Raw genomic sequence first — 23,760 nt, 5'->3', positions numbered from 1 at the left:
GCCTCGGCTGCGAGGCCCGCAGGGACGCAGACGACCGCATGATGCATCCGGAGCTTCTCCCCCCGCCGCGGAATCCGGCCCGCGCCCGGCCCGATCGGCGGACGGCCGTGACGCCCGCGGGGAGGGCGCGTGGAGGCCGGGTGGTCCCCCTGCCGGCGGAGTGGATCCGTGCCGGCGGCCTGCGCGCCTTCCGGGCCGATGCCGGTTATCTCGGCCGCTCGATCGCGGCGCTCAAGCTCTATCTCACCCTGGTCGTAAGCCAGGATGCAGCCGGCAGCGATCCGGCGCCGATCCTTCTGTCCTACGAGCGGATCGCCGCTCTGTCCGGCCTCTCGGACCCGCTGATCTGCGCCGGCAAGAAGGCGCTCCTCGATCAGGGCCTCGTCACCACCTGTGACGATCGATCGGGTGGGACGATCGCCTACCAGCTGGCCGGCCTGCGCCCGTGGGACGCCGCGGCCTGCCTCGTCCTCGGGCTGCCATTCGGCGCTCCGATGACCGCCCTGCATCGCCTCACCTGCCGGAAGACGCCCAACCTCGCGGCGCTGAAGACCTATTTGGTGCTCTGCGCCTGCGGCAGCGACCCGGACGGCATCGTCTCCCTCGACGTCGATCGTGCGTCGGTCCTCACCCGGACCAGCCACGTCAAGATCATCGCCGCGCTCGCTCCTCTGCAGGAAATCGGGCTCGCCGAGCCGGTCGGGACCCCGTCGCGTCTGGGGGAGCATCGCCGGGTCCGCGTGCTGCCGCTGCGGTGATCCTGCTGCGCGGATCGCCACTGGCCCCGGGACGGGGGTCGTTGCCGGTCCGCGGATGGCCTGATCGGCGGCCGGCATCTGCGCCGCGTACCTCTTGCCGTCCGGATGCCAGGGCCCTGGGGGCGAGGCCTGATTCGTGGCGGCAGCGGCAGGCTTGGCGCAGATGGCGAGCCTCGGCGCTTCGCCGTCTCAGCCCGATGCGCCTGATCGGCGAGGGCCGCTCGACGAGCGCAGGGAGGACGCCGTGCCTCGCCCGAGGCGAGAGCGCCGGGACGGGGCCTTCGACCGCATCGCGCCGGGGGCGGCGCTCCTAAGCAGACTTGCGTTGGCAGGCCCACGCTTCGTCCGCTTGGAGTCTTGTTTTGTCGCAGATTTTTGCCGCAAAACCGGCCACCGCTCTTGCGAAATCTGCTTAGGGCCGTTCGGCCGCCGTCGCCGCATCGCGCGCAGCATCCTGGGACAGATAGCGCTCGCCGCTATCGGCGAAGATCGCGACGATCGTTTGCCCGGCATGCTCCCGCCGTCCGGCGAGGACGGTGGCAGCGTGCAGGACCGCGCCGGAGGAGGGGCCCGCGAACAGGCCCTCCTCGCGCGCGAGCGTCCGCGCCGCCGCTCGCGCCTCGTGGGTCTCACACGGGAGGAACGCGTCAACGACGCCCGCGTCGAAATTCGCCGGAAGCAGCCGTGCCTCGACCCCGGTCACCCGGTGCACCCCCTCGACGGTGTCGACCTGCGGCCGCTCCGGGCTGGGGACGGAGCCGGGCCCCGGCTCGACCGCCACCACCTTCACGCCCGGCTTGCGCGCCTTGAGGTAGCGGCCGGTGCCCGAGATCGTGCCGCCGGTCCCGATCGCCGTGACCAGGATGTCGACGGCGCCGTCCGTGTCGCGCCAGATCTCGGGGCCAGTGGTGTCGTGGTGGATGCGGGGATTGGCCGGATTGGCGCGCTGGTCGGTGTAGAAGGCGCCGGGGTTCTCGGACCGCACCCGGCCGATGATCGCGTCCAGGCCGCCGGGCGCCAGGAAATCCGCGTCGTCGATCAGCACGGTCTCGGCGCCGTAGCGCTGGATGAGCGCGACCTTCTCGGTGCTGGTCGAGGCGCGCAGGTAGAACTTCGCCCGGTAGCCCCGGGCGGCGGCGAGCGCCGCGAGGCCGATCCCGGTATTGCCGCTGGTGAGGTCGACGAGGAGCTGCCCCGGCGCGAGCCGGCCTTCGGCCTCGGCGGCGCGGATGATGCCCCAGGCGGTGCGGTCCTTGATGCTGCCGGCCGGGTTCAGGGCCTCGACCTTGGCCAGGATGCGGGCCCGAAGGTTCCGCCGCTCGCCGAAGCGCCGCAGCGCGAGGAGCGGCGTGCCGCCGACGAGGGCACCGAAATGGTCGTGCGATTCGTCCATGATCTCTCCGCTCCCTCGTGGCCAGCCCTTCGGACAGCCGGTCACCGTGACGACGACGCATGCGTTGCGGGCGGGATCACGCCGCGCACCAGCCGAGCCCGGGCGCGACGAGGGTCGCGATATCCGCGAGGATCTGGCGATAGTCGGCGGCGGCGAAGGCGTAGGGCAGCTCCACCCGCAAGGTGTCGGCGAAGGGCAGGATCGGGTCCGCCCGCAGCCGCTCGACCAGCTCGGCCGCGGTGCCGACGAGGTCGGGCGCGAACAGGGTGCGGCGCTCGCCCGTCCCCTGTCCGAGCTGGGGCGCCAGGGTGCGGGCGTGACGGCCGGCGGCGAAGGCCCGGTAGCGCTCGCGCGTCGCCGCATCGGCGCCGTCGAGCGGCAGGATCACCCGGCCGACCGCGATCCGGGGCGCGTCCGCGCCGCGCCACTGGCTCCGGAAGGTCGTGACGTGACGGGCCTGCACGTCGAGGAAATCCGCCGTCTCCTCGGCCGTGTTGACGTTGCCGACGAGGAGATGGAAGCCGTTCTCGGCCGCCCAGCGCACCGAGCGCAGGGATCCGGCGCCGTACCACAGGCGCCGGCGCAAGCCCGGCGCGTGCGGCCGCAGGCGCGGCCGGTGGCTGCCGGCGGCGGAGGTGATGCGGGCGTCCGGCTCGCCGAGCCAGTCGCCGTCGAGGTTCCCGGCCAGGCGTGCGACCCGGCGGTGCGAGTGATCGACCGCGTCCGGATCGCCGTCGTGGAAGCGCCCGCCGAGGAGGCGCCCGAGGGGCGGCGGCCCGGCGCTGAGCCCGACCTCGAGCCGCCCGCCGGACAGGACGTCGACGAGGGACAAGTCCTCGGCCAGCCGGAACGGGTTCTCGTAGCCCATCTGGATCACCGCGACGCCAAGCCCGATGCGGCGGGTTCGCTGGGTGGCGGCGGCGAGGAAGGTCGCCGCCGAGGAGATCCCGGGTTCGAGATGGCGCTGGCGCACCCAGGCGCCGTCGAAGCCGAGCGCCTCGCCCTCGGCGAGGAGCGCGAGGGTCTCCTCGAGCCCGGTGCGCGGATCGGCGTCGTCGTAATTGCCCGGGACCAGGAAGGCGAGGCGCGGGACCGCGAGGGGCGCCATCGCGTCAGTACTTCGGCAGGCCGGGCGGGTTGGTTTCGGAGCGCGCCAGCGCCTCCTCCTCGAGGCCCCAGCGCGCCAGGGCCTGACGGTATTGGCCGTTCGCGATCAGGCCGTTGGTGGCCTGGGTCAGCGCGTCGACGAGGCCGCTGCCCTTGCGGGTCGCGATCGCCACGTCGGAATTGAGCGGCCAGCCGGCGCTGAGCGTGCCGACCCGCCGGATGTCCCGGTCGCGCGCCGCCACGAAGACCAGCTGGGCGTGGGGCTGCACGACCGCGTCGGCCCGGCCCGAGCGCAGGGCGAGGAGGCGTTCCGCCTCGTCGTCGAAGAGTTGCAGGGTGATGGGTTTCAGGCCCGCCGCGACGGCCTGCCGGCTCCATTCGACCAGGATGCGCTCCTGGTTGGTGCCGCCGCCGACGCTGATCGTCAGGCCCGCCGCGTCCTTGGGCTCGCGGATATGGCCGTTCTTGCTGTCGGCGCGCACGAAGAAGCCGTGCAGGCCCTGCCGGTAGGTGGAAAAGTCGAACTTCTCCTTGCGCTGCTCGGTGACGCCGACATTCGAGATCACCGCGTCGTAGCGGCCCGAGGCGAGGCCGAGCGGCCAGTCGGCCCAGGCCACCGGGACGAGGGCGAGCGTCAGGCCGAGGCTGTCGGCGACGAGCTGGGCGAAGTCGGGATCGGCCCCGACCACGGTCCTGGCATCGGTCGCGTAGCTGCCGAGCGGTGGCGAGCCCGGGTGGATCGCCACCGTCAGGGTCCCCGGCGCGACGAACCGGTAGCCCTTCGGGATCCGGGCGATCGCCGCGGGGTCGGCTTCGGCGCGGATCCGGCCCGGCTGTTCGGGGCCGAGATCGAACGGGGCGCCCTGCGCCGAGGCGGGCAGGACTTGGCCGGCGCCAACCGCGCCGACGAGGAGCGACAGGAGCCATCGCCGCACGCGCATGGGGAATCTCCGACTCATGAGGGGGCTCCGGATCTCACGCGCGCGGCAGGCCGGGCGGGTTCGTGCGCGATTCTTCGATCGCCTCGTCCGAGAGGTTCCAGCGGGCCAGCGCCCGGGCGTAGGTGCCGGTGCGGATCTGGGTGTTGATCGCGTGCGTGATGGCGTCGGCGAGGCCCGCGCCTTTGCGGGTCGTCACGGCGATCTCGGCCAGCACCGGCCAGCCGCCGCTGAGGGTGCCGGCGAGCCGGGTACGCCCTTCCCGCGCCGCCCTGAAGCCCAGGAGCGCATTCGGGCCGAGATAGACGTCGGCGCGGCCCGATTCGAGGGCGAGGTAGAGCACCACGTCGTCGTCGTAGTACTGCACGTCGACGGGCTTGAGGCCCGCCTTCACGTTCTGGTCGTTCCAGCGCAGCAGGATCTGCTCCTGGTTGGTGCCCGAGGAGACGATGACCTTGAGCCCGGCGATGTCCTTCGGCTCGCGGATGACGAGCGGGTTGGTGGCCTTGACGTAGAAGCCGAGCAGGTCCTTGCGGTAGGTCGAGAAGTCGAACTTCTCCTTGCGCTGCTCGGTGACCGTGACGTTCGAGATCACCGCGTCGAACCGGCCCGAGGCGAGGCCCAGTGGCCAGTCGGCCCAGGAGGTCGAGACGATCTCGAGCCGGCGGCCGAGCGCGTCGGCGACGAGCTGGGCGAGGTCGGGCTCGGCCCCGATCACCGTCCTCGTGTCGCTGGCGTAACCGGCGAAAGGGAAGCGCCCGGTGCTGTTGCCCACCGTGAGCACGCCGTCACGGGCGAATTTCGCCTCCTTGCCGATCAGCCGGATCGCCTCCTCGTCGCGGGGCGCGCGGACGCGGCCGGGCTGCTCGGGGGAGAGGTCGATCGCCTGCGCGCCGGCACGGCCGGTGAGGAGGAGGGTCGAGGCGGCGGCCAGGAGGGCGAGCGAGTCGCGACGGGTCGGCACGGGACGAGGTCCTTCGGGGGAGGGCTGAGGGTCGGGGAAGGTCAGAGCACCTTGGCGAGGAATTCGCGGGTGCGGGGGTGGTCCGGGGCGGCGAGCACCCGGGAGGGCGGGCCCTGCTCCAGGATCCGGCCGCCCTCCATGAACACCACCTGGTCGGCGACCTCGCGGGCGAAGCCGATCTCGTGGGTGACGATCACCAGGGTGGTGCCGGAGCGGGCGAGCTCCTTGATCACGTCGAGCACCTCACCGACGAGTTCGGGGTCGAGGGCGGAGGTCGGCTCGTCGAACAGCAGCACCTTCGGCCGCAAGGCCAGGGCCCGGGCGATGGCGACGCGCTGCTGCTGCCCGCCCGAGAGCTGGCGCGGATAGGCGTCGGCCTTGTCGGCGAGGCCGACCCGGGCGAGCAGATCGTGGGCCTCGGCCAAGGCCTGCGCCCGGGGAAGCCCGCGCACCGCGATCGGTGCCTCGACGAGGTTCTCGATCGCCGTCAGATGCGGGAACAGGTTGAAGCCCTGGAACACCATGCCGACATCGACGCGGCGGGCCAGGATGTCCGACTCCTTGAGCTCGTAGAGCGTGTCGCCGTCCTGGCGGTAGCCGATCAGCTCGCCGTCGATGGCAATGAAGCCGGAATCGACCCGTTCGAGATGGTTGATCGTCCGCAGGAGCGTCGACTTGCCGGAGCCGGACTGGCCGATGATCGCCGTCACGCTGCCGGCGCGGAGGGTCAGGCTGACCTCGTCGAGCACCTTGAAGGGGCCGAAGCTCTTCGAGACGCCGGTGATGCGGATCTCCCCGCCTTCGCGACCGGACAGCCCGGCCGGGGTCGCCACGGCCGGGACCGCGGACCGGGCGGGCGCGCCGGTCCGGCGCCACCGGCCGAGCGCCGTGCCGATCAGCGAGGGCGGCGGGTTCCGCAGCGCGCCGCGGGCGTAGTAGCGCTCGACATGGCGCTGCACGAAGGACAGGACGCTCAGGATGACGAGGTACCAGACGGTCGCCACCATCAGGAGCGGAATGACCTCGAGGTTCCGCCGATAGATGACCTGGATCGTGTAGAACAATTCGGGCAGGGCCAGGATGTAGACCTGCGAGGTGCCCTTGGCGATGGTGATGATCTCGTTGAAGGCGGTCGGCAGGATGGTGCGCATCGCCTGCGGCAGGACGATGCGCGAGACCTGGCGGCGGCGCGGCAGCCCGAGCGCCGCGGCGGCCTCGTGCTGGCCCTGGTCGACCGCCAGGATGCCGCCGCGCACGATCTCGCACGAGAAGGCGGCGGCGTTGAGGGTCAGGCCCAGAACCGCGGCGAGGAACGGCGTGATGAGCTGCGTCGTCGGCCAGGAGGCGAGCGTGATTTCGGTGAACGGCACGCCGAGCCAGACCGTGTCGTAGAGGTAGCCGAGGTTGTTGAGGATCAGGAGCAGCACGATCAGCGGGATCGAGCGGAAGAGCCAGACATAGCCCCAGGCCAGGCCGGAGAGGAGCGGCGAGCCGGAGACCCGGGCGAGCGCCAGCAAAGTACCGAACAGGAAGCCGAGCACCGTGCCGAGCCCCGTCAGCAGCAGGGTGCGCCCGAGCCCGACCAGCACCGGCTCGGCGAGGAACCACTCGGCGAACACGTCCCAGCCCCAGCGGGGATTCGTCAGGACCGAATGCAGGATCGCCGCGATGACGAGCCCGGCGAGGATGGTGCCGGCCGTGCGGGCCGGGTAGCGGGCCGGGACGATCCGGGTGCGGCTGAAGTCGCGGCCGGGGGAGGCCGCGCGGGCCTGCGCGGGCAGGTCCGCCGCGTGGCTGGCGAGGGGCATGGCGGGCGTCGGGCTCTGGCGTCGGGGGAGGGTTTTGGGGTCGGCGGCAGTCGCGGGATCAGGCGAGGAAGGTCTGGGCGAGGCGGACCCAGTAGCTCGCGGCGGGCGCGATCAGGGCGTCGTCGAAATCGTAGCCGGGACTGTGCAGCGGCGGCCCGTCGCCGTTGCCGACGAAGAGGAAGCTGCCCGGGCGCGCCGCCGCCAGGTGGGCGAAGTCCTCGCTCGCCATCCGCGGGCGGAAATCCTCCGCAACGCGCTCCGGCCCGAAGGCCGCGAGCGCCACGTCGCGGGCGAAGGCCGTCTCCGCCGGGTGGTTGCGCAGGGGCGGCAGGCCGCGGCGATAGTCGATCTCGGCGCGCGCGCCGTAGCTCTCGGCCTGGGCGCGGGTGATCGCGGTGACGCGCTCCTCCAGCCGGTCGCGCACGGAATGCGCGAAGCTGCGGATGGTGAGCGCGAGGTCGACGCTGTCGGGGATGACGTTGGACGCTTCCCCGCCATGGATGGCCCCGACGCTGATGACCGCCGCCTCGCGCGGGTCGACGTTGCGCGACACCACGCTCTGGAGCGCGAGCACGATGGCGGAGGCCGCCACGACCGGATCGACGGTCTCGTGCGGGCTGGCGCCGTGGCCGCCGCGGCCGACGACGCGGATCGTCGCCTTGTCCACCGCCGCCATCGCCGGCCCGGCGACGAAGCCGAACTGCCCGCGCGGGACGCCGGGCCAGTTGTGCAGGCCGAACACGGCGTCGACCGGGAAGCGCTCGAACAGGCCCTCGTCGAGGAGCCTGCGCGCGCCGGCGCCGATCTCCTCGGCGGGCTGGAAGATCAGGGTCAGCGTCCCGGAGAACGCGGCCCCGGCGAGGCGCCGGGCGGCGGCGAGCAGGATCGCGGTGTGGCCGTCATGGCCGCAGGCATGCATCGCGCCCTCCGTGGCGCTGGCATAGGGCAGGCCGGTGCACTCGTGGATCGGCAGCGCGTCCATGTCGGCCCGCAGGCCGAGCCGGCGCGCGCCCGCCCCCTTCCGCAGCACCCCGACCACCCCGGTGCCGCCGAGCCCGGTCGTCACCGCGTAGCCCCAGGCGTCGAGCCGCTCGGCCACGAGGCCGCTCGTGCGGGCCTCCCGGAAGGCGAGTTCGGGATGGCGATGAAGGTCGCGCCGCAGGTCGATGAACTCGCCCACCGTCGCGAGGATGCCCGGGTCGATCCCGCGTTCCGTCTCGCTCGCGTGGACCGTCATCGTGCGCCAGCCCGGCGCGCCGGCGCCACGTCCCCGGTGGCGTAGCGGCTCTCGCGGCGCGGCAGGCCGAGATGGTCGCGCAGGGTTTTTCCCGGCAGCGTGCGGTCGTAGACGCCGCGCGCCTCCAGCACCGGGATCACGAGGTCGACGAAGTCGTCGAGGCCCTGGCCGATCACGGGGAAGCCCAGCACGAAGCCGTCCGCCGCCCTCTGCTCGACGCGGGTGATCAGCTCGCCTGCGACCGCCTCGGCCGAGCCGATCAGGTCGGTGCGCGGGGTCGCGGCCTCGAGCGCCGCCTCGCGCAGGGTCTGGCCCTTCTCGGCGGCGTTGCGCTTGATGCGGTCGGTGGTGGAGCGGAAGCTGTTGCGGCCGATCTCGCCGAGGTCGGGGAAGGGCGCGTCGAGCGGGTAGGCGGTGAAGTCGTGATGGTCGAAGAAGCGGCCCAGATAGGCGAGCGCGTCGTCGATCGAGATCAGGTCGCGGATCGCCCGGTACTTCTCCTCGGCCTCGGCCTTTGTGCGGCCGACGATCGGGCCGGCGCCGGGAAACACCCGGATGTCGTCCGCCGGGCGGCCATGGGCGAGCGCGCTCGCCTTGAGGTTGCGGTAGAGCGCCTGCGCCTCGGCCAGCGGCACGTGGTTGGCGAAGACCGCGTCGGCGTGGCGCCCGGCGAGCCCGATCCCGGCCTCGGACGAGCCGGCCTGGAATACCACCGGCTGCCCTTGCGCCGAGCGCTGGATGTTGAGCGGGCCCTCGACCTGGAAGAAGCGCCCCACGTGGTCGAGGCGGTGCAGCCTCGAAGGGTCGAAGAAGCGGCCGGTCTCCCGGTCGCGCGGGAAGGCATCGTCGTCCCAGGAATCCCACAGGCCCTTCACGACGTCGAGGTGTTCCCGCGCGATCTCGTAGCGCAACGCGTGCTCGGGATGCGGCCGGCTGTAGTTCCGCCCCGAGCCTTCGAGCGGCGAGGTCACGGCGTTCCAGCCGGCCCGGCCGCCGCTGATCAGGTCGAGCGAGGCGAATTGCCGGGCGATGGTGAAGGGGTCGCTGTAGGAGGTCGAGACCGTGCCGACGAGGCCGAGTTTTTCGGTGCTCGCCGCCAGCGCCGACAGGATGGTCAGCGGCTCGAAGCGGTTGAGGAAGTGCGGGATCGACTTCTCGTTGATGTAGAGCCCGTCGGCCACGAACGCGAAGGCGATGCTGTTCTGTTCCGCCTTGCGCGCCTGGCGGATGAAGAAGTCGAGATTGACGCTGGCGTCGGCCGGGTTGCTCGGGTGGCGCCACGCATTCATGTGGCTGCCGCCGCCCTGGAGCATCAGGCCGAAGGTGAGACGGGTCTGGGACATCGTTGGGGCTCTCACGGTCAGGCCGCCAGCGCCGGGGCGCCGCCCGCGAGCAGGGTCACGGAGGCGAGGCGCTGGCCCGTCGCGGGCGGGGGGGTATCGATGACGAATTCCTCGATGCCGAACCGGGCGTGGAGCCGGTCGAGCGCGCGCCGCACCTCCTCAGCGGTGCCCGACAGCACGTGCGGCCGGCGGGCCTCGGTCCGGTAGGACGCGGCGCCGGCCTGCCGGGCGAATTCCGCCGCCTGCGCCTCGCTGCCGAGATTGACGCTCTGGCCGTCGGGCAGCGTGACCCGCACCACCTGGAGCGGATCGGTCAGCGCCCGCGCCTCCCCGGTGGTCGTGGCCGCGAGGGCGGTGACCGCGAGGAGGGGCGGGGCCGCGGCGCCGGCCTGCACGTAGGCCTTCAGGCTCGCCTCGATGGCCCGCGGGTCGCCGTTGAGCTGGCCGGCATAGACGAAGCGCCAGCCGAGCGCGGCGGCCGTGCGCGCGCTGTCGGGGCTGGCGCCGAGGAGGAACCGCTCCGGGACCGCGGGCGGCGTCGGCAGGGCGCGCAGGCCCGCCGACCCGGGCGGCGCGAGGTAGCGGTCGAGCTCGGCCAGGAGGTCGTCGAAGGCGTGGGGCTCGGCCGGATCGTGCCGCCGCCGCAGGGCGCGAGTGGCGTCGGGCAGGCCGCCCGGGGCCTTGCCGATGCCGAGGTCGATCCGGCCCGGCGCCAGCGTGGCGAGAAGGTTGAAGGTCTCGGCGACCTTGTAGGGGCTGTAATGCGGCAGCAGCACGCCGCCGGAGCCGAGGCGGATGTGCTGGGTACGGGCGGAAAGATGCGCGATCAGGATCTCGGGCGCGGTCCCGGCCAGCCCCGGATTGGCGTGGTGCTCCGCCACCCAGAAGCGCGCGTAGCCGAGCCGCTCGGCCGCCTGCGCCAGGACGATCGTACGGTGGAGGGCGGCGGCGGCCGGCTCGCCGGGCAGCAGCGGGCTCTTGTCGAGGAGGCTCAGGCGGTAGCTCATCGGGAACTCAGGTCGTCGGGACGATGCGGTGCCGGAAGGGTGCCGCGCGGGCTGCTGCGATCGGGGGTGACGGTGACGGCCTCCGCCGGGGGAGGCCGGCGCGCCGCCGATCCGGCGGTTTGACCGGGAGCCGGGACCTTGGCGCCTCCGCTTCGCGGCCGGGCGATCGAGGTGAGGAGCGCGGTCAGGATCATGGATGGTTTCCCGGTCTCTCGAGCTTCGATCGCGCCGTGGCGTCACAGATCGTCCTGACGCAAATCATAGGATGGTGAAGGACAATCGTGCCGTTGCGCGATCCTAGTCCCGCGCTCGTCATGATTTTTATTACGTCGATGCCTTTCGTCAACGAAAGACGCTTCCAAATATTGTCGAAGACGGAGGATGTCGCCCTGTCGTCCAGGGCGGGCCGGAAGAATTGTTCTCTCCGGCGGCGCTCAGGCGATCCGCGCCTGCGCGGCCGTGCCGGGAAGCGGCGGCAATTCGAGGTTCTGGCGGAAATCGTCGCCGACATAGTCGGTGTCGATCAGACCGCGCCGCCGCAGCTCGGGCAGGAGGCCGTTGAGCAGCAGATCCTCCTGGTCAGGATTGCCGAGGCCGTGCAGGGTGACGACGTCGAGGATGCCGGCGCGATAGCGCTCCTCGAGGGCGTCGGCGAGCCGTTCGGGTGTGCCGGCGACCGACCAGTGGCCGGTCTCCTGGGCCTCGATGATGAGCCGGCGCAGGGACAACCCCTGCTGGGCGTAGCGGCGGAAGATCGCCACCTGTCCGCGCCGGCGATTGATGCGGGCCACCTCCGGCAGCAGCGATTCGGGCAGGGGCGCGTCGAGGGAAAGCCCCGACAGGTCGACCTCCCCACCCAGCATGTCGGCGAGCTTGAGGCGGCCCTGGTCGTAGTCGATTCGGGCGTGCTTCTCGGCGAGCCGGCGGGCGACGTCGGACTCGGACTCGCCGATGAGGCCGTGGAAGGAGTTCATCACGAAGGGCAGGCCGCCTCCGCGACCGAAGGCGGCGGCGCGCCGGCGCAGCTCGGTCGCGAAGGCGACCGCGCCCTCGAAGCTCGGCTGCGAGGTGTAGACCACCTCGGCATGGGCGGCGCCGACGGCCATGCCCGCCTCCGACTGCCCGGCCTGGAACTGGACCGGGCGCCCCTGCGGCAGCGGCGGCACATTGAGCGGCCCGGCGACCGCGAAGTGCCGGCCGCGATGGTCGATGCGGTGGAATCGCGCCGGATCGATCGCGAGCGCTCCCGACGCCGTGCGGGTCGCCGCGTCGCGCGCGTTCGCGTCGAACAGGGCGTTGACGACCGCGATGAACTCGGCCGCCCGGGCGTAGCGCGCCTCGGGGCTCGGCAAGATCCCGTCGAATCCCTCCTCCCCGAAATTCTCCTCGCCGACCGAGGAGGTCACGGCGTTCCAGGCGGCGCGGCCGCCGCTGACGTGGTCGAGGGTGGCGAGCTGCCGGGCGAGGTTGAAGGGATGGTGGAAGGAGGTCGAGACCGTCGCCACCAGCCCGATCCGGGAGGTCGCCTGGCTGAGCGCCGCGAGGGCGATCAGCGGCTCCTGCACGCCGGCGGTTCCGGCGAGGCCGGCGGGGTCGATCTGCAGCAGGTCGGCGGTGAACAGGCCGGTGATCCGCTCGGCCTCGGCCCTGCGGGCGATGTCGACCGCCCGGCGGAGCCCGAAGCCGGGATCGCCGTCATTCGCGGCCGCGACGAGGGTGGGTGCGCCGACGAGGGTCTTGAGGCGGCGGGGTCGTGAGGAGGCCATGACGGGATCCAGGCGGCACCCGCCGGCCGGGCGGTCCGGCGGGGCATCGTGGCGGCGGGGCGGTTCGGGTCAGGCGGCACGCGCCCGGTGTGCCGCGATGCGGGCGAGGAGCCGCTGTTCCTGCTCCGCCTTCAGGACGTTGACGCGGGCGGTCGCCTCCTCGAAGGAGGCGGCGGGCGGCTCGACGGGGGTCGCGGCGACGCCGCCCGCCGGGCTGAGGGCCTTCTGGAACGGCAGGGATCGGTACAGCACCGGGTCGACCGTGACGTCGAAGAGCGGCCGGTAGCCGAGGGAAGCGTAGAGCGCCGTGGCTTCCGGCTGGCGAAACCCCGTCGTCAGGTAGGCCCGGGTGTAGCCGAGGCGGAGGGCGGAGGCCTCGAGCGCCTGGACGACGCGCTTCGCGAGCCCCTGGCGGCGCAGGTCGGGCCGGGTCCAGATGCGCTTGAGCTCCACGGTCGCGTCGTCGTGGCTCATGAACGCGCCGCCGGCGATCGTCTCCCCGTCGCGCAGCACGAGCAGGAAGTCGCCGAGTGTCGGGCGGTAGGCCTCGGCGGGGTACCGCAGGATCTCGGCCCGGGCGCCGCCCGGCCGGGTCACCGCGCCGTAGCGGCCGTCATACTCGGCGACCAGCCCGTCGAGGAGCGGTTGCGCGGCGGGCTCCAGGGGAGACGAGTGCACGATGATCTCGGCCATGGCATGCCTTCGGATAGGGGGGCGATCGACGGATCGTCGCACCGGTCGCGTCGAGGTCGGCGAACCTGATCTTAGATTGACAGGTTGAGGATCCGCACAGAGCACGGATAATTTCGGATCAGATCTGCGAAAGCAATTTTATTTGTTTGATATATTCAGCCTGGATCGTCGACGTCGTCAATGAAATCGGTCTCTCTTTTGTGGCGTCTTCGGAGAACGAAGATGCCGCCGGCGCCGTCGCGCGTGGAAAGGCCGCGATCCGTCGCGCGATCGATGGGCCATCGGGTGATCGGGAGCCCTATTCAGTCCTTGGCGGGCCGGCGGAAGCCGGCACCGGGATGGCTGTCGGACAGGCGCGGGCCGCGCCCGGCAAACAGCTTCTCGCGCAAGGTCCCGTCCCGATAGGCGGTCTTGAACGCGCCGCGGGCCTGCAACTCGGGCACCAGGAGGGTCACCACCGCGTCGAGGGATTCCGGCATCACCGTGCGCACGAGGTTGAAGCCGTCCACATCCGTCTCCGCCACCCAGGACAGGAGCTCGTCGGCGACCTCGCTGGGCGAGCCGACCAGAACCGGCGCCCGGGCGCCGGCCGGCGTGAAGTCGAGGAGGTCGCGCACCCGGGTCGGGCGCTCGGCGCGGGTGAGGTTCTCGACCGTCGAGCGGATCGCATTGGTGCGCTGGAAGGCGAGCGGATCGTCGAGGGACAGGCCCGAAAGGTCGATCCCTGTCCAGCCGGAGACCAGCGCCAGCTGCCCCGCCGCGTCGATATAGCGGCGATATTCGTCGCGCAGGTCGCGGGCCTCGGCGGAGGTCGGCGCCACGATCACGGTCGCGCCGAGGAAGGTGAGCACGTCGTAGGGACCGCGACCCGCCTCCCGGGCCGCGTCCCGGACGGCGCGGACCGCCCTCGCGGCGGCGGGCTTCGTCGGGCCGTTGAGGAAGACGCTCTCGGCGTGGCGCCCGGCGAAGCGAACGCCCCGCTCCGAGGTGCCGGCCTGGTAGAGGACCGGCGTGCGCTGCGGCGAGGGCTCGGCGAGGTGGCGGGCATCGACCTTGTAGAAGGGACCGTCATGCACGACGCGGTGCACCTTGTCGGGTCGCGTGAACACGCCCGCCGCCCGGTCCCGCAGGACCGCGTCGTCCTCCCAGGAGCCCTCCCAGAGCTTATAGATGGCGGCCATGAAGTCCTCGGCCGCCTCGTAGCGCTGGTCGTGGTCGCGCGAGTCCGTCAGCCCCATGCCGCGGGCGCCGCTGTCGAGGTAGCCCGTCACGATGTTCCAGCCGAGCCGGCCCCCGGTGAGGTGGTCGAGGGTGGTGAAGCGGCGGGCGAACGGGAACGGGTGGTCGTAGGTCAGGTTCTGGGTGATGCCGAAGCCGAGATGGCGCGTGACGTGGGCCATCGCCGAGACGGCGAGGACCGGATCGGCGTTGGGCGCCTGGGCGCCGGCGAGGAGCGCGGCGTCGCCATTGCCGGCATAGACGTCGTAGAGGCCGAACACGTCGGCGATGAACAGCCCGTCGAGGAAGCCGCGCTCGGCCGTCTGCGCCATGTCCGTCCACCAGGACAGCGTGTTGTAATCGGCCTGGGTGTCGCGCGGATGGCGCCACAGGCCGGCCCAGTTGTGCGACGGGGCGGCCATCTGGAAGGCGTTCAGGCGAAGCTCGCGGCGTGGCGTCATGATTCCGATCAAGTCTCTCACCGCGGCCGGTGCCTGCGGCTCCCGGCCTGTGTCCCCCGCGGCAGCCACGATGTCAATTTCGTGTATCGAATTAGTAGACTATTTCGGTCGGGCATCGCGGGTGTGACGGCGCGACCCTCGGCCGGATCCGTGAGGCTGACGAGAGCCATGGGCGAGCCTGTCCGTATCGTGTCCGTCAGAGGCGGTGCGCCCGGTGGCACGCCGGGTCTTGGCTCACGCAGCCCCCTCCAGCGCCGGACCGTCACGCGCTCGAGGCTGGCGAACACCACCGGCTCGACCACCAGGCCGATCGCGACGACGAGAAGCAGGCCGGCGAAGACCCGGTCGGTAGAGCGCTCGTCGCGATTCCCGGAGACGTCCCGGCCGAGGCCGCCCCGGCCCGATGAGGTGCCGAAGACGCGTTCCGCGGCGATCGGGGTGCGCCAGCCCTGCCGCTCGCGGGGAGACCAGCCCTGCGAGCTATGCCTCTGTCCCCCGCCGGAACCGCGCCGCCGGATCGCTCGCCGGCAGCAGCCTGCGCCGCAGATCGCGCTTCTCGGGGGAGATCTGCCGGGCGTGAGCGATTGGGCGAGGGCCGAAGCGGCAGCGGCGAGCAGGGCAGCCAGAAGGCCACGGCAGGCGAGCATCACGCCGCCCTCGCGGCGCGGCCGTTCGCAGCGTGCGAGGGGGGATCGGCGGGCATGGTGGTCTCCCGCGAGGACGATGAGGCCGGCTCGGCCCGAGCATGGCCAGTGTCGACGAGAATGTCCTTTTTATAGAACCAACCCATTGAGGGCGGTGTTGTCGCCAAAGCGCCTATTACGGCGAAAATCTTTCAAATACGCCGAAAGATCGATATTGCAGGCTGCCGATGCTTGTTTCGGGACCTGGATCCTGCGCAAAATCCGCCCTCATGAGATCGGCCTTCCGCATTCTGTTCTTTGAAAAGAACGAGACGGCGAGGTTCGGTGCGAGCTTCGACGCGTCGGCGCTCCGTGATCGGCGCATCGACCGACAGGATGGGACGACCGTGATGACGCAGATCCAGGCCGGATGGAGCTCGGGCCCGAGCACCCGCTACGAGGATCTGGCCGAGCGCTTTCGGCCGGTCTTCCGCGACATCCGCGACGGAGCCGCCGCCCGCGACCATGCCCGGCGCCTGCCCCATGCCGAGCTCGCGGCGCTGAAGGAGGCGGGCTTCACCACCCTGCGGCTTCCGCCCGAGGAAGGCGGGCTCGGCGTGAGCCTGCCGGAGCTGTTCGGGCTCCTCATCGCGCTGTCCGAGGGCGATCCCAACGTGACGAACGCGCTGCGCGCGCATTTCGGTTTCACCGAGGACGTGCTGAACTCACCCCATCCCGGTTGGCGCAGCCAGTGGCTGCCGCGGATCGCCGCGCGCGAGACCGTGGGGAGCGGCGTCTCCGAGACCGGCGCCGCCAAGGTCGGCAGCTTCGACACCGTGCTCAAGCGGCGCGGCGACGCCTACGTGCTCGACGGCACCAAGTTCTACACGACCGGCTCGCTCTTCGCCGACTGGATCCACCTCGCGGCGGTCGACGAGGCCGGCCAGCCTGTCGGGGCGGCGGTGCCGCGACGCGCCGCCGGGGTCACCGTGCTGGACGATTGGGACGGGTTCGGCCAGGCGCTGACCGCGAGCGGCACCGCGCGCTTCACCGACGTGGCGATCGAAGCGGCCTGGGTGAACCCCGATCCCGGCCGGTTCCGCTACGCGATGGCGTTCTACCAGCTCGTCCACCTCGCGACGCTCGCTGGCATCGGCCGTGCCGCTTCCGGCGACGTCGCCCGCCTCGTCTCCGAGCGCATCCGGGTCTACAGCCATGGCAACGCCGCCCGCACCGCGGACGATCCGCAGGTGCTCCAGGTGGTCGGTCGGGTGCGGGGGGCGGCCTATGCAGCCGGCGCCATCGTGCTCAAGGCGGCGGAGGCGCTTCAGCGCGTGTGGGAGGCCGACCGGGCTGGGGACGGGGAGGGCGCGGCCGTCGCCGCCACCGTCGCCGATGTCGAGGTCAACCAGGCGGTGACGGTGGTGACCGGGCTGGTGCTCGACGCCACGACGCAGCTCTTCGACGCGCTCGGCGCCTCGGCGACCCGGCGCGGTCTCGCCCTCGACCGGCACTGGCGCAACGCCCGCACCATCGCGTCGCACAACCCCCGCATCTACCGCGACCGCACCGTCGGCGACTTCGCCGTCAACGGCGCGGCCCCGCCGCGGCAGTACCGCGTCGGCCAGGCCTGAGGCAAAGGCCCTCCGCGCCCGATCGCGGGCGATCCCGTCACGGCGCGCGCCGGGCTTGCCAACAGGACGACCGCGCGGTGTGGCTGGGGCACGCCGTCGCCGCGGCCCAGCGCCGGGTCATCGGCAGCGCCGAAAAATCGAATATCCGGAATGCGGGCATCACGAAAATAACATTCTCCATCAATGGAAATATATAGCTATAAAAAGCTATCGACTTGCGTCTTCGCTCGATCTTATCATGTGTCGACGCATAGGGCAGATGCTCGACAGGGCGCCCTGGTCTCAACAACATGAGGAATGACTGCGATGAGCCTGTGGCTGCGCCAGCCGTCCCGCCAGACGTCCGCACGCCTCGACACGGCGGCTCGCAGGAGCGCCGGCGGGCTCAGCCTCGGCGCTGCCGCCCGGCAAGACGCGGCGGACGGCCGGAGCGAGGCCTGGCGAGGAGACGGCGCGATCGACGACGATCGGCAAAGGTCGCAGCGTTTGGCGGTCGCCAAGCAGTTCGACCTCGACGGTCAGATCGGCTGAGCACGTCCCGACCCTCTCGCTCCCCGTGATCCGGACGAGGACAGGCCGCGCAGCCCGGCATCCCGCCGCGGAGGACATCGTCGGTGCCGGGCACCGGCGCCGCCATTCCGGCGGTTTCGTCAGATGCGGGCGCCGGGTGGCGGCCGGCCACCTCGCCCTCTGACCATGAAAGACCTCACGCCATGACGTTCTCCAGGCGCTCCTTCGCTGCTGGACTCGCCACTTCCCTCGGCGCCCTCGCGACCGGAGGCCCGGCCCGGGCCGACCGTGTCCTGCGCGTCGGCTACCAGAAATACGGCACCATGCTGCTGCTGAAGGCTCGCGGGGCCCTCGATCCGGCGCTCAAGCCCCTCGGCTTCCGGGCCGAGTGGCGGGAATTTCCGGGCGGGCCGCAGCTCCTGGAGGCGGTCAACGCCAAGGCCGTCGATATCGGCGTGGTCGGCGAGACGCCGCCGATCTTCGCGCAAGGCGCCGGCGCGCCCCTCGTCTACCTCGCCCACGAGCCGCCCGCCCCGAAGAGCGAGGCGATCGTCGTGCCCAAGGACAGCCCGATCCGCGCCGTCGCCGACCTGAAGGGCAGGAAGGTTGCGCTCAACAAGGGCTCGAACGTTCACTACCTGCTCGTGCGCGCGCTGGAGGAGGCCGGCCTCGCCTACACGGACATCCAGACCGTCTTCCTCGCTCCGGCCGACGGGCGGGCGGCGTTCGATGGCGGATCGGTCGATGCCTGGGTAATCTGGGACCCGTTCCTGGCCGCCGTCGAGGTGTCGAGCGGTGCCCGTATCCTGCAGGACGCGACGGGGCTCGCGGCCAACCACCAGTTCTATGTCGGCGAGCGCTCGTTCACGGAGGCGCAGCCGCAGGCCATCGACACGGTGCTGGCGGCGATCGCGGCCATCGACCGCGAGACCAACGGGGTGACCGAGGCGGCGGCGCGCGAGCTGAGCCCGGCGGTCGGCATGCCGGTGCCGATCCTCTCCCGGGCCCTCGCCCGCCAGAGCTGGGGCGTGACTCCACTCAGCCCGGAGGTGGTCGCCGGGCAGCAGCGCATCGCCGACATGTTCCTGCGCCTCGGGCTGCTGCCGCGGCCGATCCAGGTGGCGGAGGCCGTCCGGCAGGCGCGCTCATAGGGCGGGGACCCGCCCTCAGGCCGCGCCGGTAACGGACCGGTGGCGGGCGGCCGGATGGGCCGGGTCGACGCGGTCGCGCCCGAACAGCTTCCGGCGCAGCGGGCCGTCGCGGTAGGCCATCGGGTAGCGCCCGCGCCGCTGCAACTCGGGGACGACGAACTCGACGATGTCCGCGAAGGTCTCGTGCGCCACCGCGTAGGCGAGATTGAACCCGTCGATGCCGGTCGCCGCCACGAAGGCCTCGAGCGCGTCGCAGACGGTCGCGGGCGAGCCGCAGAAGACCGGGCCGATCCCGCCGATCCCGACATGCTCGGCCACCTCCCGCACCGTCCAGACCCGGCTCGGATCGGCCCGCGTGACGTTGTCCATCGCCGAGCGCCCGGCATCGTTCTCGACGTGGCGGACCTCGGCGTCGAGGTCGAGCGTCGAGAAGTCGACCCCGGTCCACCCCGACATCAGGGCGAGCGCCCCCTCGTGGCTGACATAGGAGCGGTACTCGTCGAGCTTGGCCTGCGCCTTGGCGTCGGTCTCGGCGACCACGAGGGTGGCGAGCGCGTAGATCAGGAGGTCGTCCGGCCGCCGGCCTTCCTCGACGGCCGCCTGCCGGAGCGCGGCGACGCGCGGAGCGATCACCTGCGGCGAAGGACCCGACACGAACACGCATTCGGCGTGGCGGGCCGCGAAGCCACGCCCCTTCGGCGAGGTGCCGGCCTGGTAGATCACCGGGGTCCGCTGCGGCGAGGGCTCCCCGAGATGGACGCCCTCGACCCGGAAATGCGGACCCTCGTGCCGGATCGCCCGGACCCGGGCCGGATCGGCGTACACGCCCGCCGCCCGGTCGCGCCGGACCGCGTCGTCGTCCCAGCTTCCCTCCCACAGGGCATAGGCGACCGCCATGTACTCCTCGGCGAGGTCGTAGCGGTCGTCGTGGGCGCGCTGGCGGTCGAGGCCCATCGCGCGCGCGGCAGAATCGAGGTAGCCGGTGACGACGTTCCAGCCGATGCGGCCGCTCGTCAGGTGGTCGAGCGTCGTGAAGCGACGGGCGAGCAGGTAGGGCACCTCGTAAGAGAGGTTCACGGTGACCCCGAAGCCGAGATGCTCGGTCACCGCCGCCATCGCCGGCACGACGAGGAGCGGATCGTTGACCGGCACCTGCGTGGCCTGCCGCAGGGCGGCGGCGGGGGAGCCGCCAAAGACGTCGTAGAGCCCGACCACGTCGGCGAGGAACACCCCGTCGAAGCCGCCCCGCTCCAGCAGCCGGGCGAGGTCGGTCCAGTAGGCGAGGGTGTTGTAGTCGCCGGAGCGGTCGCGGGGGTGGCGCCACAGGCCGGGCGACTGGTGCCCGACGCAGTTCATCTCGAAGGCGTTGAAGCGGATCATGGCTCGGCCGGCGCGGCGGGAGGGAAGGTGACGCTCGACGCGACCACGCCGGTGCCGTCGAGGCGGGCGAGGACGCGCTGCGGGGCGATCCGGTGCGATCGCCGTCGAGCGTTGGACGCGTCACCCATACTGAGCCGGCCCGCCGGGAGATGCCATTCCAAAATCGAGCATGAAAACACAATGCTCTTCCTCGATTTTCGTCGCGAGGAATAAACGATTCCATCACCCCGTGATGACGGTTCTTCGCCCGGTTATGCCCTTGCGACGGTCCGACCATCTCGCAGCGAGGGTCGACGACGGGGAAGAGTTCAATCCCATGTCCCTGGCCGGCCGGACCGGACATGATCGATGGGCTGTCTCACCGCACCGGCGCGGCGCAAGCTCTTCCGCGCCGCAGCGCGATCATCCGAGGACCCGATGCCGACCTCCCGCCGAATCCTGCTCGCGGGCCTCGCCGCCTCGGTCCACCTGAGCCGCCCTGCCCGCGCCTCCGCATCGGCGACCAGCGCTCCCCGACGCTGATCGCGCTGCTGTGCTAAGCAGACTTGCGTTGGCAGGCCAACGCTTCGTCCGCTTAGGTTCTTGTTCTGTCGCAGATTTTTGTCGCAAAACCGGCCACCACTTTTGCGAAATCTGCTTAGGACGGGAGCCTGGAACAGGCTGTGTCCGCAAGGCGTCGGCCTGTCCTGGCAGGAATTTACCGGCGGCCTGCCGTTCAAGGAGCACTGAACGCCGGATCGATCGACATCCCGGCCGACATCGCCGCCACCGTGCCGGTCCTCACGCAGGCGGCCCGCGCACCCATCGTCGCCCGGATCCGGCGTTGGTGCTTTCCGCCCGAGCCCACTCCTTCGACGCCGGTGGCCACCCCAGCGAGAGATCCCACCTGCTACAGCGCTGCGCAAGGCGCGCAGCCGGGATCGCTCGCTCTCGGTCAGCTGCACCAATCCAAAAGACACGACCTGCTGCGCGCTGCCCGGTGCACGCGCTTTGCCGTTTCGACCCGTCTCCAAGGGGGAAAGTGCGGGATGGCGAAACGCTTGACCGGGGACCGAACCCGTGGCTTTTGGGGGCCGCTGGCACCAGACTCCGTAGCTCAGCTGGATAGAGCAGCCGCCTTCTAAGCGGCTGATTGCAGGCTCCGCCGGACCCTTTTCCCCCTACGCGGAGCCGCCGCCGGACCGGCGGCCAAGCCCAACTCGGACGGCATTCGGACGGCCGGAACCGCGCCACAGGGCGCTCGGACGGCGTTGGGTGGCGTTTGGGGCGGTGGGCTAGCGGGACGTCGATTCGAGGGCGATCTTCGCTGCCGGCAGGTCCGGGCGCAGGCGAGGGCCGAGGCCCCTAGCGAACGTCGTGAGGCTTGTCGGGACCCCCTACGCCCACGGGCTGAGGCACCCAGCATAAGACACCGGCCACCCATGCCGTCGACCGCCAGCGTCAGGATCCCCGGCAGCCGCCTTGTCCGGCCGGGGCACCTCAAGGGCGGGAGCGCCGCGGCGGCGCCCGGGGACGTTCGCGAGCCCCTCGTCGCCTCTGTGTCGAACTCCGGCGCCCCCGCGCGAAGGATAGGTGGTGACCCTCCGGAGGCCGCCATGCCCGCCAACGCCTACCTCTCAGCCTGACCTCGCTCTCCCGGACGCGGCCGCATGCCGTCCCCGACGACGTGCGGGGATTCCGCCGCGAGGACCCCGCCGGCCGGTGCGCGGCCTGCCGCCACCATGCCCGCAGCGAGGGACCGGCGCCGGCGACGCGCTACACGGGGGAGGCCGCGGTCGCGGACGTCTGCCTGGCGTTCCGGCGTGAGCTTCTCGTCGCCCGGCCGACGACGCGGCGGTGCGGGCGGTTCGAGGCGTTGCCGGCGCCCGCACTCCTTAACGGGGTCCGCCCGCACGGGGCGGGGGCGGACGGCCCGGGGCGCCGTCGAGGCCGCCGTCCATGAAAAAATCTGCGCCCTCAAAAGTTAACGTCGGGCCTCGGGCGGGGCGCCAGAATGTATTTTATACGAGTCATTTCGGAGAACGGACCGAGAACATGACTTACACAGAAGGCATTAATTCTTGGGATTTTATGGACTGCATTAATATTTCCAAGTGGTAAACGCAGATTATTGAGCATTGCGTCGAATTTTATGAAATCTATTCAACTAAACGTGATGCGCCCGTCGGCACGATATCATCATCAAGGGACGGGGGAGCACGATGCAGCGGACTATCCTGAAGGGCATGACCGAGGCCGAGATGGCCAAGCACATCGCCGAGGGCATCGAAAACCGCATGGCCATCGACGCCGCGCCGGACCGCACGGCCAAGCTGGCCGAGATCATCGCCCGCGGGGATCTCGTTTGGGCTGTTTGGCCCGAGACGGACAAGAGGAAGCCGAAGATCGCCGGCCACGCCCTCGCCTTGCTGAAGGGACGTCCCATTCTGAAGTACATGTCGGATAACAAGTCCAGCGGATACTTGGAGCAGATCACCATCATGCTCAACAGCCATTCGTCCGCGTGCGGGGCCTGCGGCCTGTACGGTGACGAGGCCGAGCCCAAGGCGTCTTAATCGGCCTTGGCCTTCCCCGCCCGCCGCTCGGCATCCCGCCGGGCGTAGCGGGCGCCCGCCTCGGCGGCATCGCGAGGCGGCCCCTCCTGACAGGGGGCCGCCTCGCGCAGCGTTTGGGCGAACCGCGGCGCGAAGGGGGGATGACCGGTCGGGGCGGCGGCCTCACAATTCCCCTCCGTCCTGCCCAGCGAACCCCCGACATTCAGGCGGACATGGGTGATGCCTGTTTACGCCCACACCACGTACACCCCGATATAAGAGTCCGTTGGGAAAGGGTGACAACAGTATATTTCAAGGTTATGCGGAATGGCAGCGCGTCGTGAATGGCTTGATGGCTCGACCGTGGCTTGGACCAAAGAGAACAGGGCGCGGTACGATCGCCGCAATCAGAGATATCCGAGTGATTTGACACCCGACGAATGGCGCGAATTGGAACCCCTCCTGCCCGTCGCTCAAAGGATCGGCCGGCCACGGACCTACAGTCTTCAGGAGGTCATCAATGGCATCCTCTACGTGCAGCGGTACGGCATCCCATGGGATGCTTTGCCCAAAGATCTACCGCCGTCCAGCATCTGTTATGACTACTGGCGAGTTCTGGTCGATGGCGGCCATCTGGAACGCATCAATCATCATCTCGTGATGCGTGACCGTGAGAAAGACGGGCGCGAGGCCAGCCCGACACTCGCGATCATCGATGCTCAGTCGGTCAAGTGCGATGCCCCCCAAGGCGAGCGCGGCTATGACGCGGGCAAGAAAGTGTTCGGCCGCAAGCGACACCTGGTGGTCGACAGCGGCGGGCGTCTGTTGGCCGTCAGTGTGACACCGGCCAACGTCCAGGATCAGGATGGAGGCCTCGCCTTGGTCAAGCGTCTGGTGCGCCTTTATCCCTGGGTGGAGACCATTGTCGTCGATGGCGGGTACAAGAAACGGTTCATTGATGCCGTTCAATCCGGGTTGAGGCGTGCGGTCGAGGTCGTCCTTCGACCGGAGGGGGCGAAGGGCTTTGTTCTTCTGCCAAAGCGGTGGAAGGTCGAGCAGAGCATAGGTGCTCTCACGGGCTCGCGGCGCCTCAAGACGGACTACGAAACGTTCCTCCATGTCTCGGCAGGTGCGATGCTGTTCGCATCAATCGGCCGACTCCTCGCGTCAATTACTATGGATTAATTCTTTCCTAACGGACTCTAAGGATAGCTGCTCTCCCGAGAGGCTATCGA

Annotated in this window: 18 protein-coding genes and 1 pseudogene; 6 read left to right on the top strand and 13 right to left on the bottom strand. The window is 70.9% G+C overall.

Annotated features, from left to right (window positions below; all coding sequences use genetic code 11):
* Positions 1-140 precede the first annotated feature (140 nt).
* The gene (locus DA075_RS28585; protein WP_123834470.1) at positions 141-758 is read left to right on the top strand and encodes a hypothetical protein; all 618 of its coding nucleotides are present in this window, start codon (positions 141-143) and stop codon (positions 756-758) included.
* A 412-nt stretch (positions 759-1,170) separates the two neighbouring features.
* Here the strand turns inward: DA075_RS28585 and DA075_RS28580 are convergent, their stop codons facing one another.
* From DA075_RS28580 to DA075_RS37795, 12 genes and pseudogenes are all read right to left on the bottom strand, one after another.
* A complete protein-coding gene (locus DA075_RS28580; protein WP_099956079.1) occupies positions 1,171-2,151 on the bottom strand; it encodes a PLP-dependent cysteine synthase family protein in 981 nt (326 codons plus the stop codon).
* A gap of 76 nt (positions 2,152-2,227) precedes the next feature.
* The gene (locus DA075_RS28575) at positions 2,228-3,259 is read right to left on the bottom strand and encodes an LLM class flavin-dependent oxidoreductase (protein ID WP_099956078.1); all 1,032 of its coding nucleotides are present in this window, start codon (positions 3,257-3,259) and stop codon (positions 2,228-2,230) included.
* A 4-nt stretch (positions 3,260-3,263) separates the two neighbouring features.
* Positions 3,264-4,199 carry an ABC transporter substrate-binding protein gene (locus DA075_RS28570; RefSeq protein WP_099956077.1) on the bottom strand — a complete coding sequence of 312 codons (936 nt, stop codon included), beginning with the start codon at positions 4,197-4,199 and terminating at the stop codon, positions 3,264-3,266.
* A 34-nt stretch (positions 4,200-4,233) separates the two neighbouring features.
* Entirely contained in the window at positions 4,234-5,160 is a 927-nt protein-coding gene (locus DA075_RS28565; RefSeq protein ID WP_099956076.1) for an ABC transporter substrate-binding protein, read from the bottom strand.
* 41 nt (positions 5,161-5,201) lie between these two features.
* Positions 5,202-6,968: an amino acid ABC transporter permease/ATP-binding protein gene (locus tag DA075_RS38260; protein ID WP_099956075.1), complete on the bottom strand. Its 1,767-nt coding sequence runs from the start codon at positions 6,966-6,968 to the stop codon at positions 5,202-5,204.
* Between the two features lie 58 nt (positions 6,969-7,026).
* On the bottom strand, positions 7,027-8,205 hold the full coding sequence (locus tag DA075_RS28555; RefSeq protein ID WP_099956074.1) for a M20 aminoacylase family protein: 1,179 nt from the start codon (positions 8,203-8,205) through the stop codon (positions 7,027-7,029).
* A complete protein-coding gene (locus DA075_RS28550; protein ID WP_099956073.1) occupies positions 8,202-9,548 on the bottom strand; it encodes an LLM class flavin-dependent oxidoreductase in 1,347 nt (448 codons plus the stop codon). Before DA075_RS28550 ends, DA075_RS28555 begins: the two co-directional genes overlap by 4 nt.
* Before the next feature lie 17 nt (positions 9,549-9,565).
* Positions 9,566-10,555 carry an MsnO8 family LLM class oxidoreductase gene (locus tag DA075_RS28545; protein ID WP_099956072.1) on the bottom strand — a complete coding sequence of 330 codons (990 nt, stop codon included), beginning with the start codon at positions 10,553-10,555 and terminating at the stop codon, positions 9,566-9,568.
* 434 nt (positions 10,556-10,989) lie between these two features.
* Complete coding sequence (locus tag DA075_RS28540) at positions 10,990-12,321, bottom strand: NtaA/DmoA family FMN-dependent monooxygenase (RefSeq protein WP_099956071.1); 1,332 nt, start codon at positions 12,319-12,321, stop codon at positions 10,990-10,992.
* A 69-nt stretch (positions 12,322-12,390) separates the two neighbouring features.
* Positions 12,391-13,014, bottom strand: a complete 624-nt coding sequence (locus tag DA075_RS28535) for a GNAT family N-acetyltransferase (protein ID WP_099956070.1) — start codon at positions 13,012-13,014, stop codon at positions 12,391-12,393.
* Positions 13,015-13,316: 302 nt separating this feature from the next.
* The gene (locus DA075_RS28530; RefSeq protein WP_099956861.1) at positions 13,317-14,693 is read right to left on the bottom strand and encodes an LLM class flavin-dependent oxidoreductase; all 1,377 of its coding nucleotides are present in this window, start codon (positions 14,691-14,693) and stop codon (positions 13,317-13,319) included.
* Positions 14,694-14,941: 248 nt separating this feature from the next.
* Positions 14,942-15,139 (bottom strand): annotated as a pseudogene (locus tag DA075_RS37795) (ABC transporter permease); the annotation flags it as partial.
* Between the two features lie 587 nt (positions 15,140-15,726).
* Between DA075_RS37795 and DA075_RS28520 the strand changes: the two are divergent.
* From DA075_RS28520 to DA075_RS28510, 3 genes are all read left to right on the top strand, one after another.
* Positions 15,727-16,950 carry an acyl-CoA dehydrogenase family protein gene (locus DA075_RS28520; RefSeq protein WP_099956860.1) on the top strand — a complete coding sequence of 408 codons (1,224 nt, stop codon included), beginning with the start codon at positions 15,727-15,729 and terminating at the stop codon, positions 16,948-16,950.
* A 306-nt stretch (positions 16,951-17,256) separates the two neighbouring features.
* Positions 17,257-17,481 carry a hypothetical protein gene (locus DA075_RS28515; RefSeq protein ID WP_099956069.1) on the top strand — a complete coding sequence of 75 codons (225 nt, stop codon included), beginning with the start codon at positions 17,257-17,259 and terminating at the stop codon, positions 17,479-17,481.
* A 182-nt stretch (positions 17,482-17,663) separates the two neighbouring features.
* On the top strand, positions 17,664-18,611 hold the full coding sequence (locus tag DA075_RS28510; protein WP_099956068.1) for a sulfonate ABC transporter substrate-binding protein: 948 nt from the start codon (positions 17,664-17,666) through the stop codon (positions 18,609-18,611).
* A 15-nt stretch (positions 18,612-18,626) separates the two neighbouring features.
* Here DA075_RS28510 and DA075_RS28505 read toward each other — a convergent pair whose 3' ends face one another.
* Complete coding sequence (locus DA075_RS28505; protein ID WP_099956067.1) at positions 18,627-19,991, bottom strand: LLM class flavin-dependent oxidoreductase; 1,365 nt, start codon at positions 19,989-19,991, stop codon at positions 18,627-18,629.
* 2,201 nt (positions 19,992-22,192) lie between these two features.
* Here DA075_RS28505 and DA075_RS28495 point away from each other — a divergent pair.
* Both DA075_RS28495 and DA075_RS28490 read left to right on the top strand, forming a co-directional pair.
* Positions 22,193-22,546, top strand: coding sequence for a hypothetical protein (locus tag DA075_RS28495; protein ID WP_099956066.1), 354 nt, complete (start codon positions 22,193-22,195; stop codon positions 22,544-22,546).
* Positions 22,547-22,852: 306 nt separating this feature from the next.
* Positions 22,853-23,710: an IS5 family transposase gene (locus tag DA075_RS28490; protein ID WP_099956065.1), complete on the top strand. Its 858-nt coding sequence runs from the start codon at positions 22,853-22,855 to the stop codon at positions 23,708-23,710.
* Positions 23,711-23,760: the final 50 nt, after the last annotated feature.

This window comes from Methylobacterium currus, assembly GCF_003058325.1.
Lineage (GTDB): Bacteria > Pseudomonadota > Alphaproteobacteria > Rhizobiales > Beijerinckiaceae > Methylobacterium > Methylobacterium currus.
This window is presented reverse-complemented; position numbering and strand designations above follow the sequence as displayed.